The sequence below is a fragment of the Paenibacillus sp. AR247 genome, assembly GCF_002968895.1.
GTDB lineage: Bacteria > Bacillota > Bacilli > Paenibacillales > Paenibacillaceae > Paenibacillus_AQ > Paenibacillus_AQ favisporus.
Map to the genome: position 1 here is coordinate 96637 of NZ_PCZT01000009.1, position 14929 is coordinate 111565.

At 49.3% G+C, this 14929-nt stretch carries 11 protein-coding genes and 2 pseudogenes; 7 read left to right on the forward strand and 6 right to left on the reverse strand.

All coding sequences use genetic code 11. The features are described 5' to 3' along the window. Nucleotides 1–894 (forward strand): annotated as a pseudogene (locus CPT76_RS08240) (FAD-binding oxidoreductase); the annotation flags it as partial. An 81-nt stretch (nucleotides 895–975) separates the two neighbouring features. Here the strand turns inward: CPT76_RS08240 and dgoD are convergent. From dgoD to CPT76_RS08250, 3 genes are all read right to left on the reverse strand, one after another. Further along, nucleotides 976–2124, reverse strand: a complete 1149-nt coding sequence (dgoD, locus tag CPT76_RS08245; RefSeq protein ID WP_105442570.1) for a galactonate dehydratase — start codon at nucleotides 2122–2124, stop codon at nucleotides 976–978. A gap of 232 nt (nucleotides 2125–2356) precedes the next feature. Beyond that, entirely contained in the window at nucleotides 2357–2560 is a 204-nt protein-coding gene (locus CPT76_RS39185; protein ID WP_258168201.1) for a helix-turn-helix transcriptional regulator, read from the reverse strand. Then, the gene (locus tag CPT76_RS08250) at nucleotides 2557–3255 is read right to left on the reverse strand and encodes an AraC family ligand binding domain-containing protein (RefSeq protein ID WP_258168202.1); all 699 of its coding nucleotides are present in this window, start codon (nucleotides 3253–3255) and stop codon (nucleotides 2557–2559) included. The genes CPT76_RS39185 and CPT76_RS08250 overlap by 4 nt, the downstream gene beginning before the upstream one ends. A 167-nt stretch (nucleotides 3256–3422) precedes the next feature. Here CPT76_RS08250 and CPT76_RS08255 point away from each other — a divergent pair, with 167 nt between their 5' ends. Next, entirely contained in the window at nucleotides 3423–6020 is a 2598-nt protein-coding gene (locus CPT76_RS08255; RefSeq protein WP_105442571.1) for a glycoside hydrolase family 38 N-terminal domain-containing protein, read from the forward strand. Between the two features lie 195 nt (nucleotides 6021–6215). Here the strand turns inward: CPT76_RS08255 and nspC are convergent, their stop codons facing one another. Then, complete coding sequence (gene nspC / locus CPT76_RS08260) at nucleotides 6216–7343, reverse strand: carboxynorspermidine decarboxylase (protein ID WP_105442572.1); 1128 nt, start codon at nucleotides 7341–7343, stop codon at nucleotides 6216–6218. A gap of 1 nt (nucleotide 7344) precedes the next feature. After that, nucleotides 7345–8582 (reverse strand): annotated as a pseudogene (locus tag CPT76_RS08265) (saccharopine dehydrogenase family protein). Between the two features lie 739 nt (nucleotides 8583–9321). Here CPT76_RS08265 and CPT76_RS08270 point away from each other — a divergent pair. The 4 genes from CPT76_RS08270 (at nucleotide 9322) to CPT76_RS08285 (ending at nucleotide 12320) form a co-directional block, all read left to right on the forward strand. After that, complete coding sequence (locus CPT76_RS08270) at nucleotides 9322–10161, forward strand: helix-turn-helix transcriptional regulator (RefSeq protein WP_181152740.1); 840 nt, start codon at nucleotides 9322–9324, stop codon at nucleotides 10159–10161. A 121-nt stretch (nucleotides 10162–10282) separates the two neighbouring features. After that, nucleotides 10283–11104: a sugar phosphate isomerase/epimerase family protein gene (locus CPT76_RS08275; RefSeq protein ID WP_105442574.1), complete on the forward strand. Its 822-nt coding sequence runs from the start codon at nucleotides 10283–10285 to the stop codon at nucleotides 11102–11104. Between the two features lie 35 nt (nucleotides 11105–11139). Next, the gene (locus CPT76_RS08280; RefSeq protein ID WP_105442575.1) at nucleotides 11140–11595 is read left to right on the forward strand and encodes a Gfo/Idh/MocA family protein; all 456 of its coding nucleotides are present in this window, start codon (nucleotides 11140–11142) and stop codon (nucleotides 11593–11595) included. Continuing rightward, complete coding sequence (locus tag CPT76_RS08285; protein ID WP_181152741.1) at nucleotides 11565–12320, forward strand: Gfo/Idh/MocA family protein; 756 nt, start codon at nucleotides 11565–11567, stop codon at nucleotides 12318–12320. The genes CPT76_RS08280 and CPT76_RS08285 overlap by 31 nt, the downstream gene beginning before the upstream one ends. Before the next feature lie 148 nt (nucleotides 12321–12468). Here CPT76_RS08285 and CPT76_RS08290 read toward each other — a convergent pair whose 3' ends face one another. After that, complete coding sequence (locus CPT76_RS08290; protein ID WP_105442577.1) at nucleotides 12469–13596, reverse strand: ROK family transcriptional regulator; 1128 nt, start codon at nucleotides 13594–13596, stop codon at nucleotides 12469–12471. Between the two features lie 392 nt (nucleotides 13597–13988). Here CPT76_RS08290 and CPT76_RS08295 point away from each other — a divergent pair, with 392 nt between their 5' ends. Then, nucleotides 13989–14921 (forward strand): ABC transporter permease, encoded by a 933-nt coding sequence (locus CPT76_RS08295; RefSeq protein WP_258168203.1) that lies wholly within the window; start codon nucleotides 13989–13991, stop codon nucleotides 14919–14921. The last annotated feature ends 8 nt before the right edge of the window (nucleotides 14922–14929 follow it).

Genomic DNA, 14929 nt, shown 5'->3' on the forward strand with positions numbered 1-14929 from the left:
CAGGACGGCGCGGGCGAAGCCGATCATCGCAACGAGAGAACATTCCGATCTGCTCTGGGCAGTCACGAGGGGCGGGGAGGGAACTTTGGGATTGCTACCGAATATACGTTTCGGGTAAGGCCCATCCAGAACGTCTCCATCTACAGCATCACCTGGAAATGGCGCGATCTGGAGAAGGTATTTCCGGCTTGGCAGCGCTGGGCTCCTGCGGTTACGAACCGCTTAACTTCAACCATCGAGGTCGCCGCGAAACAGGTGGGGACCATTGTGTCTACCGGACAGCTGCTGGGTAGCGCGGAAGAACTGCGGCGATTAATCCAACCTTTGCTGCAAACAGGAACCCCGGTAAAAGTGATGGTAAGGACAGTACCTTTTATCGAAGCGACCCAATTTTTTGCACAAGGGGATCTCAACCTGGAGCCGAAGTTTAAAATTACCGGAGCATTCGGGTTTAAGCCGCTGCCTCGCGAAGGCGTGCGAGTGATTCGTGATTTTCTGTCCCATGCGCCCAATCAGCATGCTACTGTGTGGTGTCAAAGCTTAGGCGGGGCAGGAAGTGCGGTAAGCCGGATATCCCCAACTGCGACGGCCTATCCACATCGGAAGGCAGAGACGGTCTATGAGCTGTCGGCAAGATGGAGGAGCGACAGCGAGCAGCAGCGGAATATCCAGTGGGTGACAAGGTTCCGCAAAGCGTTACGTCCCTTTGTCAAAGGGGATTATGTAAACTTCCCCGATCTGCAAATCAAAAACTGGCCCAAGGCGTATTATGGAGTGAATGTTAACAGACTGAAGCGGGTCAAGCGGAAATATGACCCCCATAATGTATTCCGTTTTGCCCAAAGTATCCCGGTGGGGAAGAAGTCCCGCGGTCAAACTGAACATACTCGCTAATTTTGAAACTAATAAAGATCGCCCCCCATCGTGAGAGGAGCGATCTTTTGATTTGTTGATCCGGATGCGCAAGGAGCGGTTCTACCACTCGGCTACGCTTCCGTCCTTGTGGCGCCACAGCGGATTTTGCCATTGATGGCCTATTTTTGCCATTTCGCGCACCTTTTCTTCGTTGATCTCGATCCCTAAGCCAGGACCGTCCGGGATTTTAACGTAACCGTTTTCATAATGGAAAACAGCGGGATCGATCAAATAATCAAGCAGATCATTTCCTTGATTGTAGTGGATGCCTAGGCTCTGCTCCTGGATGAAGGCATTGTGGGCGGTGGCATCGACCTGTAAGCAGGCGGCCAGTGCAATCGGACCTAACGGACAATGCGGAGCAGCCGCGATATCGTAGGCTTCCGCCATGCTGATGATTTTCTTGCATTCCGTGATCCCGCCGGCATGGGATAAATCAGGCTGAATGATATCCACGTAACCGCCGGACAGCAGATGCTTAAAATCCCATCTTGAGAACATCCGCTCTCCCGTCGCAATCGGTGTGGAGGTTAACGAGGCGATCTCTTTTAATGCTTCATTATTTTCAGGTAACACTGGTTCCTCTAAAAACATAGGTCGAAACACTTCGAGCTCTTTAGCCAGTACTTTTGCCATGGGCTTATGTACGCGGCCGTGAAAATCGATGCCGATTCCGATGTGGTTACCAACAGCGGTACGAATCGCCGCTACGTTTTCTAACACTTTCTCAACCTTGTCAAAGGAATCGATGTATTGTAACTCTTCGGTTGCATTCATTTTAACGGCTTGAAAACCTTTTTTCACACACTCCAGCGCCATTTGTGCCGTTTCACTTGGGCGATCCCCGCCGATCCAGGAATACACTTTCATCGAGTCCCGGCAAGCGCCGCCGATCAGCTGATATACAGGTGCATTATAGTACTTTCCTTTAATATCCCAAAGAGCCTGGTCTATGCCGGCAATTGCACTCATCAGGATCGGGCCGCCGCGGTAGAATCCAGCTCGGTACATCACATTCCAATGATCTTCAATGCGCAAAGGATCCTTACCGATTAAATAAGTCATCATCTCCTCGACCGCCGTTTTTACCGTTGCGGCTTTCCCTTCAATAACAGGCTCTCCCCAACCCACAATGCCCTCATCCGTTTCGACTTTTAAAAATAACCAGCGTGGTGGTACAAGGAATAATTCATAACCTGTAATTTTCATTCGTAACCCACCTTATTCATATTTTTAATGAGCCGCAGTAACGATTGCTCTACTTAATCAGATCATCTCACCTCGCATCCGTCATGTCATTCCTGGAGAGTCGAAAACTACAATTTACGCTGTGATGAACTTGGCTGTATACCAAGAGTATACTAAAAAGTCCGCAAAAAGCGTCTTTTTTTAATCAATCATTCGAACAAGAGGGAGCGCACTTGTAGACTCACGCCCCTGACTATGGTGAAAAAACTTCTACCTGCTTAATGCCCTCGCTGATATAAGCTGCGCGGTACTCTTTTGGCGGCGTTCCCGTTAACTGCTTGAACAGCTTAGAGAAATAATGAACCGACGAGAAGCCGTATTTCTCGGAAATTTCCGTGATGCTCAAATGGGAGAACCGCAGATCATCCTTGGCACGGTTAATCCGGAAATGGTTCATATATTGCGTGGGTGATAAGCCGGTGGCCTGATGAAATTTTTCAAAAAATAGCCGCGGCTCATGTGAAGCTCCCGAAAATACACTTCCAGCGGCTTCACGCTGCCGGTCATCAGATCCTGATCCAGCCGTTCTAAAAGATGAAGCATTCGCGGATCGGGGATATTGTTCTCCTTGAGGGCGAAGGTGAGGAAGTACTCCATGAACTGCTGGAAATTGGATTGAATCTTGAGACCGCGATAATAGGTTCGCTCGTTTATGTATTCATTGTTATTAAAAAAAGTCTCAAACCCATCCATCCAGATCCGCAGCTTGCCCACCGTCATCAATTCGGGAATCGGCACAGGGAACGCAGGCCCAATGAGCGACGGCTGCAGTTGAGAAAGGTCGAAACAGATCATGTTGGGCGTCGAGAAGGCTTCTCTGCGATCGATAAACGTCCAATCAAAATAGCAGCAATAATGAACCATTGGCTCTTCCCAATCTGCATACCAATCATGAAGCAAGCCGGGAGGCATATACACAAGAGAACCGGGAACGACCGGGTGGTCTTCTCCCCGAAACCGAATGATGCCCTTACCCTCGCTGATCAGATAGAGCGATGAAGCGTAGCAAGTACGCGATAGGCTGTTCTGGCCTCTGGAAAATGGATATAGGCAGGCATGGTAGACGTAAGGATGAAGATTGGCAAAATCCATTACAGACCATCTCCTTTACTCCGAAAATAGGCATGACGATTGTATAAAAGATATACGTTTCTGTAAATACGCAGACCACAGAACTTGATACAATTTTTAAGAGATTTATCATTTAACCCTGAAGATGAAGGATGACGAATGCATAAAGTCTTAGGAGCGTGACAGGAATGGCGAAAATCAAAGAAATATTGTGTTTGCACCATAGTCACCTGGATATCGGCTACACGCATCCCCAGCCGTTACTGCTGGAGCTGCAGAAAGACTATATTGATGAAGCAATCCGGCTGTGTCTTCAATCGGAGCATGAGCCAGAGGACTCAAAATTCCGTTGGACCTGCGAGGCCACGTATCCCGTGATGCAATGGCTGGAGACAGCCGCCTCTGAGCAAATTTCCGATTTCCGCAGATTGCTGCACAATGGACAGATCAGTATTGCTGCACTTCCGATGCATACGACGCCGCTTGTACATACGGATCAGCTTGCACGAATGCTCCAGCCGGTTCGCGAGCTGCGGGAGCGATTTGGCGTTTCCATCAAAACGGCGATAAATCATGACGTCAACGGGCAGCCATGGCCGCTCAGCCAGGTTTTGCTCGATGCGGGAATCGAGTTTTATATCACAGGGATTAACGTGCATTTCGGGGGTATACCGCTGCCACGTCCTGCCGTGTTTAACTGGACAACCCCCGATAATCGGCAGCTGCTGACGTTCTTGGGCGAGCATTATTCTCTGTTCAGCCAGTTTTTCCACACGAGTCAGGATGATACCCAGCTGATGGCGCAAGGGATTAGGGACTATATCGACCGTTTGGAAGGAGAGGGCTATCCATACGATTTCGTGTACTTAACGGCTACCAATCCGCCGCTGTATGACAATAACTGCCCGGACCCGAACCTGCTGTCGCTGATCCGCCGATACAATGCAGAAGGACATGACCAGAAGGTGATTTTTGCGACCCCGGAGATGCTTCTGGAGCGGGTTCGCCGGATGCCGAAAGAACAAATCCAGACTCATTCGGGCGATTGGACGGACTACTGGAATTTCGGCGCGGGAAGTTCCGCGAAGGAAACCAAGATCGTTCGCCAAACGAAGCAAAACCTGAAGAAGGCTGATTTTCTTGAAGCGATCCAAGGGACGCCAAACCTGCAGTACTCGAAAGCGAAAACCGAGGCATTGGAGCAGGCGTTGCTGTATGATGAGCATACCTGGGGTTCATGGGGCTCGGTCAACCTCCCTGACCATCCGCTTTCGATTTCGATGCAGCTGCACAAGAGGGTGACGGCGTACAAATCAGCTGACCTGTCTGCTTACGTGTATGCCAAACAAATGGAAGCGATTGCAGCGAACCCGCTACAATCCCATGAGCCTGGCGGCGTCATGCTGGTCAACACCTCAAGTGAAACGCAGCATGCGGAGGTCAAGGTACCTGAATACTACCTCGGCAGCGGTCGTCATTTAGCCGCTTCGCGTGTCATGGACTTCTTGCCGTACATGCAGGAGAATCAGAGCTATAAATCGTATGGAACGGTAGAGATGGCACCATTTTCGTGGAAAAAGATCCCGTTTGCCCAGCTAGAAGCCCGGATGGCCGCCTCGTCCAACCGCATTTCGGTCACGGAAGGGATGATCGAAACGCCATTTTACCGGATGACATACAACCCTGTCAGCGGAAGAATTGTGCAGTTATTCGATAAGATACATGAGTGGCCTATGCTCGACGAAAAGAGCCCATGGACGTTATTTGAGCTTGTTCAGGAGACGATCGACGGGCGCCACAATCAAGAGCATCGAAGCACCTTGTTCCCGCGGGATGTCGACAAAGGGAATCGCAGCATATCCGTCTGGAATCATGAATGGAAAGCAAAGCGTGTCGGTGCCGACCGGCTGCAAGCTTATTCGGTCGAACAAACCAGTGATTCGGTAACGTATGTCATGCAGCTTGAAGCACCTGGGGTTTCCCGGCTGGAACAGCGGATTACTTTTTCTGCCATCCATCCCCGAATCTGTCTTTCCGCGTCCATGAATAAATCGGATATAAGGACGCCCGAATCGATTTATTTCGCCTTTCCGCTGCGGATGGATCAAGGCTGGCGCTCCCATTATGATACAGCCGGTTTGTTAGTCGAACTAGACAGGGAGCAGCTTGGCACCGCTTGCCGGGATTGGGTGACGGTTGACCAAACGGTATCCATCTATGATCAGCAGAAGGGGATCACCTTAGCTTGTCCCGATGCGCCGCTCATTCAAATCGGTGATTTTCATTTCGGCAAGGAGAGTAAGCAGATCGACCGCCAGGAAAATCCGCTGCTGCTTGCATGGGCCATGAACAATTATTGGGATACTAACTTCTGGGCCAGTCAACCTGGAGAGATCGTTTTGCGTTATGAGCTAAGTCCGTTCGGGCAATTTGATCCCGTTGAGGCATATCGTGCGGGCATAGCTGCAGCGGATCCTATAGCCAGAAATGCGGCGGTGATGTGTGATAGGGAGGAAGAAGGGCAGTGGTTTAGCCAGTCAAGCGGTACAGTCGTCCTGCTATACGTGAAACCGGCTGTGGATGGAAATGGGTTTATTCTGACCCTGCGAAATGCCGGAACCGAGCCGTCCGAGTACATCTTTAGCGTAATGGATAAAGAAGTCGAAGCTGCCTGCTTGGTCAATCCGCTGGAGGAAGTAGTTCGCCAGATCCCTAGCAGTGGTAAAGATGTACAATTGATCATGCAGCCAGGGGAATTAGCCTATTTGAAAATTATCCTTAAGTAAGTCTATACAAGGCTTTATCTTAAAAGAGAACGTTAAACCAAAAAGCCTTAACCCTTGTGACAGGGTTAAGGCTTTGCTTAAGAGATCAGAAAGTATAAGTTTCGGAGCTTCTGCTTCCTGATCTCGCAAGAAAAACTTCCTCTAGACGCGGTCTGTCTTCTGTGAAGGTACGTCGATAGACGTTTTTCTTATTCATCAAGCAAGTCTCATCTTGAAATCCTGATAGCCGAACTGGCGCACGACGCGGCAGCTGCCGTCTTTCTCCTGCACGGCGATGGCCGGCAGCGGCATGCCGTTGAAGGTATTCGTTTTGACCATGGAGTAGATCGCCATGTCTTCGAATACTAATCTGTCGCCGCTCTGAAGCGGCTGATCGAAGGAGTAGTCTCCGATGACGTCGCCCGTAAGGCAGGTCGGACCGCCGAGCCGATAGGTGTACGGCTTCTCGCCGGCTTCGCCTGAACCGATCAGCGGCGGACGGTATGGCATTTCCAGCACATCCGGCATATGGCAGGTAGCTGAGGTGTCAACGATGGCGATCTCGATGCCGTTACGATGGATATCCAGCACGGAAGTGACCATATAGCCCGCATTCAGCGCGATGGCTTCTCCGGGTTCGAGGTAGACTTCCAAGCCGTATTTGGATTGCATTCGAGTAATACAAGCCTCGAGTCTCGGAATATCGTAGTCGTCTCTCGTGATATGGTGGCCGCCGCCGAAATTGATCCATTCCATTTGCGGCAGCCATTGTCCGAACTTATCTTCGACGGCATTCAGCGTGGTTTCCAAATCGTCGGAATTCTGTTGGCACAGCGTATGGAAGTGCAGTCCCGTAACGCCGTCCAGCAGTTCCGGCTGGAAATCCTCCCGCTTCACGCCGAATCTTGACCCCGGCGAACAGGGATCGTAGATTTCATGTCCCACTTGCGTCGAGCATTCCGGATTGATGCGAAGGCCGACTTTTCTGCCGGCTGCAAGAGCTTTATCCTTATATTTTGCCAGCTGGGAGAACGAGTTGAAGATGATATGGTCGCAAATGGAAACAATTTCGTCGATCTCATCTTCACGGTAAGCGGGGGCAAAGACATGATTCTCTTTGCCCATTTCCTCATGGCCCAGCCGTGCCTCGAATAATCCGCTGGCGGTCGTACCGCTTAAGTATTTTCCGATAAGCGGGTACATCTCGGTCATGGAAAAAGCCTTTTGCGCAAGCACGATCTTGGCTCCCGTACGCTGCATGACACCGTTCAGAATGTTCAGGTTTTTCTCAATGAGTTCTTCACTGACTACAAAACAGGGTGTAGGTAACTCCTCGAACCGCATCTTAACGAACAAGCTCCGGCTCTCTTGCTTCTTCAGGCAAGGCGTCAACCAGCACCGGGTTAAAGTCTTCTACCCAAGGAAGTCCCCATTTGTTCAGCTCTTCCATGAATGGATCCGGATCGAACTCTTCGACGTTGTATACGCCCGGTTTGTTCCATTTGCCGGTGAGGACCATCGCTGCGCCGATCATGGCAGGAACGCCAGTTGTATAAGAGATCGCTTGGGAGCCCACTTCTTTATAGCACTCCTGGTGGTCGCAAACATTGTAGACATAGTACGTTTTATCTTGGCCGTCTTTTTTCCCTTTGAAGATACAGCCGATGTTGGTTTTGCCCACCGTACGAGGTCCGAGGGAAGCCGGGTCCGGAAGCACGGCCTTCAGGAATTGCAGCGGAATGATTTGTTTTCCTTCGAATTCGATCGGTTCGATGGAGGTCATTCCTACGTTTTCAAGAGCCTTGAGGTGCATCAGGTAGCTTTGGCCGAACGTCATGAAGAAGCGGATGCGCTTCAGTCCAGGGATGTTTTGCGCAAGGGACTCCAGCTCCTCATGGTACAGCAGGTACATATCCTTTTGGCCGACTTCAGCGAAGTTATACTCGCGTTTGATTTCCATCGGTTTCGTTTCGATCCATTCCCCGTTTTCCCAGTAGCGGCCGTTAGCGGACACTTCACGGATGTTGATCTCCGGGTTGAAGTTGGTGGCGAAAGGATAACCGTGATCTCCGCCGTTGCAATCCAGAATGTCGATGTATTCAATTTCGTCGAAATAGTGCTTCAGCGCGTAAGCCGAGAATACGCCGGTAACGCCTGGGTCAAATCCGCTGCCGAGCAAAGCTGTAATTCCAGCTTTTTCGAAGCGCTCGCGGTATTCCCACTGCCATTTATATTCAAATTTCGCCGTATCTTCCGGCTCATAGTTAGCCGTATCCATGTAGTGTGTTTTAGTTGCCAGGCAAGCATCCATGATCGTCAAATCTTGGTAAGGAAGGGCCAGGTTCATAACGATATCCGGCTTCACTTCGTTAATCAGAGCGATCAGCTCATCCACGTTGTTGGCATCGACCTGTGCGGTCGTAATTTTGGTTTTCCACCGTCAAGTTTTGCTTTCAGTTCATCGCATTTGGACTTGGTACGGCTGGCAATGCAGATTTCTTCGAAGACATCGCTGTTTTGAACGCATTTATGAACTGCTACAGATGCTACGCCACCGGCGCCGATGATTAGTGCTTTTCCCATTTTTCAATCAATCTCCTCATCCAATTCAATTTTTTCTGTAAAAACGGCAACAAAAAAGCAAGCGAAACACGCACCATGCGCATCACACTTGCTTGATATAGTCAAATAATAAGAAATTCCAATAAGCATGACCGGACAAACCCCTAGTGTGCTTATCATTCAGCCATAAAACGCTAACGTTTCATGGAAGGGAGAAATTCCAATAAGCATGACCGGACAAACCCCTAGTGTGCTTATCATTCAGCCATAAAACGCTAACGTTTCATGGAAGGGCTCTTAATATTCAAATATACTTTGTTAGGATCAGAGTCTATATAGCAAATAATTACTTTTACCACTCTTATTGACCGTTTCACAAGTTGTGTGCGTCAGCACTGGTTATAAAGTTACCAACTTATAAAATTTGAGCTTTTAACTCAATCAATAAGGCAACGAAAGTTGCCAGTCGGCATTTGACCCGGCTGTCCGTATGGCCTTAACTTCCCGAGAGGAAGTGGTCAAAGTTTATCTGCTTGGAAAGATCCTAATATATCCGAATATTTCGCTTTCCAAAATTTACGCTTCTTCATAATAGCAGGATAGGCAATATTGAGCAAGAGGAAATTTAAAACAAATGCAATCAGAACCATTTTTATACGTAAGAAGTGTTATTATTGTGATGCCTATGCAAATTTTATAAGGTGCACAGATGAGACATCCTGTGGCATCAAATGACGTTCCCTGGATCGGAGGCAGCAATGTGGAACCTGCTTATCTGCTGAAATACGAGTATTTAAAAAGCGTCCCGGTAACGGCAGGGAATTTTCAATCCCACGATCACTATGAGATTTTTTATTTCCATGAAGGCAAAGGGCAGTATTTGATCGGCGACAAAATTCATGTTCTCAAACCAGGTACACTCATCGTGATGCATGGTTTGACTCTTCATATGCCTAAGAGCTTTGAAGGACATCCCTATGTACGGACGCTTTTGAATTTTGATCCCGGTTACTTCCGTGCTGCATCCGAGCATGTATTCTCGATCAATCCCCTGCAGCCTTTCGAAAGACTTCGGAACTACAAAGTTCAGCTCAGCATGGAGGAGCAAGACGAATTCGAAGAAATGCTGCGTAAATTGAACTGCTTATATTCCGCACCGGATGCCGTCTCCCATGAGCGGTTTCGGGTCTTGTGTCTGGATGCGCTTTTTTTCATTTGCCAAGTGCTGATGAAGCCGGTGAAAGAAGAAGCCGGTTTCCCGTCCGAAAAAGAGCAGCACGTTCAGAACGCGTTATCCTATATCGAACAACATTATATGACCGATATTCGTCTCGACCAATTGCAAGAGAACCTGCATATCAACAAGTATTATTTGGTGCGCATTTTTCAAGAAGTGACGGGGATGACGATATTTCATTACATTTACAGAAGACGGATCAATCAGGCCAAAATCCTGTTTCTGCTCGACCCGGAGAAATCGGTGACGGATATTTGTTATGAAACGGGCTTTAAAAATCATTCCCATTTCAGCAAGGTGTTCAAGCAATGGGAGGGTAAAACACCGACGCAGTACAGACGCTTGGTAAAAAGTCAATTTTAGAACATTTAGGATACCAACCTGGTCAACCGGAAAGTACCTTCAACTTCTCGCCGCCTGCTACACTAATCCATATCGACAGTTAAGCCTAGTCGCTGCGAATTTAAGGAGAGGTGATGCGAGAGTGCTGGTACTAACCGGATTTGCCGATGAAATTTCCGATCGTTTGGAGGAACAGCTCGACGTGCTCGTGTCCGAGGGCATTTCCTATTTGGAGCTCCGGAGCGTGTATGGTAAAAATGTACTGGAATTGACCGATGAAGAACTGGTCCGATTGAAATCTGCACTAAGCAAAAAAAGTATTCGCGTGTCCTCCATTGGCTCGCCAATCGGTAAATACCCGATTCAAGACCCCTTTGCCCCCGAACTTGCGAAATTGAAGCGCGCATCGGATATCGCCAAACAATTGGATGCCCGCTATATCCGCGTATTTTCTTATTACATCCCTGACAATGAAGAACCCGAGAACTACCGCGGCGAAGTGCTCTCCCGTATGAAGATGCTGACCGGAATAGCTGAGGAGGAACATATTACGCTGCTGATGGAAAATGACAGCGGCGTTTACGGAGATACCCATGAGCGCTGCTTGAGCATTCTGCAGCATTGTGACTCTCCTTGCCTGAGACTTGCCTTTGATCCCGGCAATTTTGTCATGAACCGGGTGATGCCGATGAGTGAGGCGTATCCGCAGCTGTCAACTTACCTCGAATATGTACATATCAAGGATGCGGACCAACAGTCGCGCATGTTTGTCCCGGCAGGCGAAGGAGACGGCGAGTTTTCAGCGTTTGTTAAAGCACTGAAGGAGAGAAACTTTTCCGGATTTTTATCCATCGAGCCTCATCTGCACCGTGCATTCCCGGAACAAGAAGGACCCGAGCGATTTAAAATAGCGGCACAAGCCTTAAAAAGGCTGCTGTTAAATGAAGGCTTGGCTTGGTCGTAATCGAAACGAATACACTATGGAGAGGGGAACTACGCATGAGCATGCAGAAGGTGAAGCTCGGATTGGTCGGTTTAGGAAACATCGGAAGAACTCATATCCATAATATAAAGTCGATGGAGCAAATTGAGCTTGTAGGCGTGTGTGATACGGTTCAAGAGCGGGCGGACAGGTTTGCTGCCGAATGCAGCACAAAGGCATATTACAGCCATTTGGAGCTGTTCGAGCAATCCGGGCTCGAGGCGGTCATTATAGCGGTGCCGCATTACAGCCACCCGGCCATTGCAAGTGATGCGTTCGAACGCGGAATCCATGTGCTCTGCGAGAAGCCATTGGCCGTTCATGTCAATGACGCCAAGCTTACCATCGATGCTTATGCCGAAGCCAAGGAGAAGTTTCCGGATCTGGTATTCGGCATGATGTTCCAGGAACGGACGCTTCCCTATTTAAAAAAATCAAGGAAGTGGTTGGCAGCGGTGAACTGGGGCAGCTGACGAGAGCCACTTGGATCAATACCGCTTGGTTCCGTTCACAGTCCTATTACGACAGCGGTGATTGGCGGGCGACCTGGGCGGGGGAGGGAGGCGGCATCCTGACCAATCAATGCCCGCATAATCTCGATTTCTATCAATGGGTTTTCGGGATTCCGGCAAGAATCAGCGGACATGCCCATATCGGCAAGTACCACCATATTGAAGTGGAAGACGAAGTCACCGCTTATTTCGAGCATGATAACGGCATGATCGGGCATTTTATCGTGACGACTGCAGAATCACCGGGCGTGAACCGTCTGGAGATCGTTGGGGAGAACGGAAGACTTCTGTACGAAAATCATAAGCTTCGGATCTACCGCAATCATATTTCCATGCTGAAGCATCTGCGCGAAACGCAGGACGGGTTCGGGAACGTGGAGTATGAAGAAGAGGAAATCGAGGTTGATACAAACGTGGAATCAGGGCATAAGGTGGTCACAGAAAAGTTCATTCAAAAAATAAGCTCAGGGAAAGGCGAGCTGATTGCGGATGGAACGGAAGGGATCCGGTCGGTCACCATCGCCAACGGAATCATGCTCTCATCGTTCACTAAGCAAATGGTAGCCGTGCCATTTGACGCGGATCAATACGAGGAGCTGCTTCGAGAGCTGATTTCGACTTCCAAGTTTCAAAAGTCCGCCTCCAAAGAGCTGAAAACGGATATGACGCAGTCATTTTCCAAATAAGCGAACCTTTTGCAGGACGAGACTGGTATGCGTTAAAAACAGTAGCAGTCGACGCAGCGGTTTGAGGCAATTCCTTGACAACGATATGTTCATGTCCGGCAGCGCTGGGCATGAACATATTTTGCTGAAAAGGACCACCGGCATAAAGTTACTGTACCGTTTTCTTCTTGAAAATTTCATGCAGTCCAAGCATTGCCGCCCCCAAGGCAGACCCGTACTCTTTCCAGTGGAAAACGACGATCGGCGTGTCTCCATAGGGGGAGTGATCAGCTTCGTGAATCGCATGTACGAGACGGTTGAAAAACGCCGCATTGTCAGTAATCCAGCCGCCCAGAATCATTTTTTGCGGGTTGAGCATTTCCAGCATTTTTCCGCAATAATCGGCAATATCATGGATGATGAGCTCTCCTTGGTCACTGAAGGGCTGGACGCCGGCGAGAACCAGGTCCATAAAGGCATGAACCGTTGCTTCCGGCGACATGGATCCGAACTCTTCCGGATGGTTCGTGCGAAGTCTTTCCGCAAGGATGGGCGTGCAATACGGAGAGAGGTGAGTGGTTCGTCCGGCCGCTCCGCTGGAGCCGTGATAAATCTCCCCGTTCAGGACCAGTCCAGCTCCTGTGCCTTGGCCGATCAGCAGAAAAATAATGGTATGCTCATTTTTGGCGGCTCCGCTGAATCGTTCGGCAAATCCGGCGGCGTCCAAATCATTAGCCAGCAGTACCGGAATCGAGAGTTCTTGCTCCAGCACTTGACGCATAGGGAACTGTTCCAGCTGCAAATATTTAGAAGAGATGACGATGCTTTGCGTCTCATCTAGTCTCCCCGGCAGGGAAATGCCGATGCGTCTGATGAGCTCACGGGGAATCCGCTGCTTATGGATGAATTGCTGCAGCTGTTTCACCAGCGAAGTTCGAATTTCGTCCTGGCCGCGCACCGATTCCAGGCTTTGGCTGGCCACCAGCTGACCGTTTAGGTCGAGCAGCACGCAATGCGCCGGTGAACTCGAAATATCCACGCCAATAACATATCCGCCGTCAGCGCGAATATTCAGCAGGGTCATTTTTCGACCAACACCTTTACCGGCCATACCGGTCTCATGCACGAGCTGTTCGCGGATGAGCTCCTCGATCAGCACGGAAACGGTCGTCGGGCTCAGCTTGGTTTTTCGCGATAATTCGACACGGGATATCGGTCCATGCTCAAAAATCATATGCAGCAGTGTCGAAACGTTGATCTCCCGCAGCATCTGCTGGTTTCCTACTTTATTCGTCATCGCATTCTCCTACTTTCGGAAGTTATGATTGGCCGAGTCCCCGTCAGGACAGGAGTGCTGACCCTGGCGGCTAGGCTGAAAGAGGGTATAGGAACGGGAGTGTAGCCTATTCTTGTGTCAATGCGATTATAGAAAAATGCCCATTGTGCTGTCAACGAGTCCCAGTCAAGGCGGGCAGAGGAAGGGATAGCAAATAAAATAAAAAACACATTGACAGGGCCGTAAAGGCCTCCCTATAATGATCACAAACGAGCCACACTGATAAGTATTTGTTTCGTTAATTAATTTGTCCGGTGGAAAAATTAATTACAATGGGAGGATGATGCCGAGTTCAATCTTTGAGAATCCCGCTAGGCGTGCAGCAGTCATTTATTCCGAGGAGGGGAATTACTATGACATCCTGGTTGGACCGCACAGTTCTCAAAAAGGCCAAAAAATACAAAATCCTGTACCTGATGATTCTCCCCGGTATTGTCTACTTGCTCATCAATAACTACATTCCCATGTTTGGCATCATCATCGCTTTTAAGGAAATCGACTTCTCCAAAGGGGTCTTCGGCGGGGATTGGATTGGTTTTCGAAACTTCGAGTATCTCTTCAAGACGTCCGAAGCCTACATCATCACCCGGAACACCATCCTCTACAACGTTGTATTCATCATACTCAATCTTGTCTTCGCCGTTGCGATGGCCATATTGCTGGCCGAAGTGAAACAGCGGTTTTTAAAGCGCTTTTACCAAAGTGCCATTTTGCTGCCTTACCTTATCTCAACGGTCATTGTCGGTTACCTGGTATTTTCGTTATTTAGCATGGAAACTGGCTTCATGAACAAATCGGTCCTTCCTTTTCTCGGACTGGATCCCGTCATGTGGTATACGGAACCGAAATACTGGCCGGTCATCCTCACCATCGTCAAGCTGTGGCACAGCGTCGGCTATTTGTGCATCATTTACTTTGCCGCCATCGTTGGCATCGACCAAGAGTATTATGAAGCCGCCACATTGGATGGGGCAGGGAAGTTCAAGCAAATTTTCCACATCACCCTGCCGTCCCTTACCCCCGTCATCACCATCATGACTTTAATGCAGATCGGGCGGATTTTCTACGCGGATTTCGGTCTGTTCTACCAAGTGACGCTTGACTCCGGGCCGCTGCTGCCAACAACCAATGTGCTGGATACATACGTATATCGGGCGCTGCTCAAAAGCGGGGACATCGGAATGGCTTCCGCCGCAGGCTTCTACCAATCCGTGATTGGCTTCGCGCTGATCCTTATTTCCAATTTTGTTGTGAAGAAGATAAACCCCGACAACTCATTGTTCTAATAAGGAGG

Excerpts from the sequence above, each read along its gene's own strand:
- dgoD (WP_105442570.1), bottom strand. The coding sequence starts at position 2,124 with ATGAAAATTACAGGTTATGAATTATTCCTTGTACCACCACGCTGGTTA.
- CPT76_RS39185 (WP_258168201.1), bottom strand. The coding sequence starts at position 2,560 with ATGAACCATTTCCGGATTAACCGTGCCAAGGATGATCTGCGGTTCTCC.
- CPT76_RS08250 (WP_258168202.1), bottom strand. The coding sequence starts at position 3,255 with ATGGATTTTGCCAATCTTCATCCTTACGTCTACCATGCCTGCCTATAT.
- CPT76_RS08255 (WP_105442571.1), top strand. The coding sequence starts at position 3,423 with ATGGCGAAAATCAAAGAAATATTGTGTTTGCACCATAGTCACCTGGAT.
- nspC (WP_105442572.1), bottom strand. The coding sequence starts at position 7,343 with ATGCGGTTCGAGGAGTTACCTACACCCTGTTTTGTAGTCAGTGAAGAA.
- CPT76_RS08280 (WP_105442575.1), top strand. The coding sequence starts at position 11,140 with ATGAGCATGCAGAAGGTGAAGCTCGGATTGGTCGGTTTAGGAAACATC.
- CPT76_RS08290 (WP_105442577.1), bottom strand. The coding sequence starts at position 13,596 with ATGACGAATAAAGTAGGAAACCAGCAGATGCTGCGGGAGATCAACGTT.
- CPT76_RS08295 (WP_258168203.1), top strand. The coding sequence starts at position 13,989 with ATGACATCCTGGTTGGACCGCACAGTTCTCAAAAAGGCCAAAAAATAC.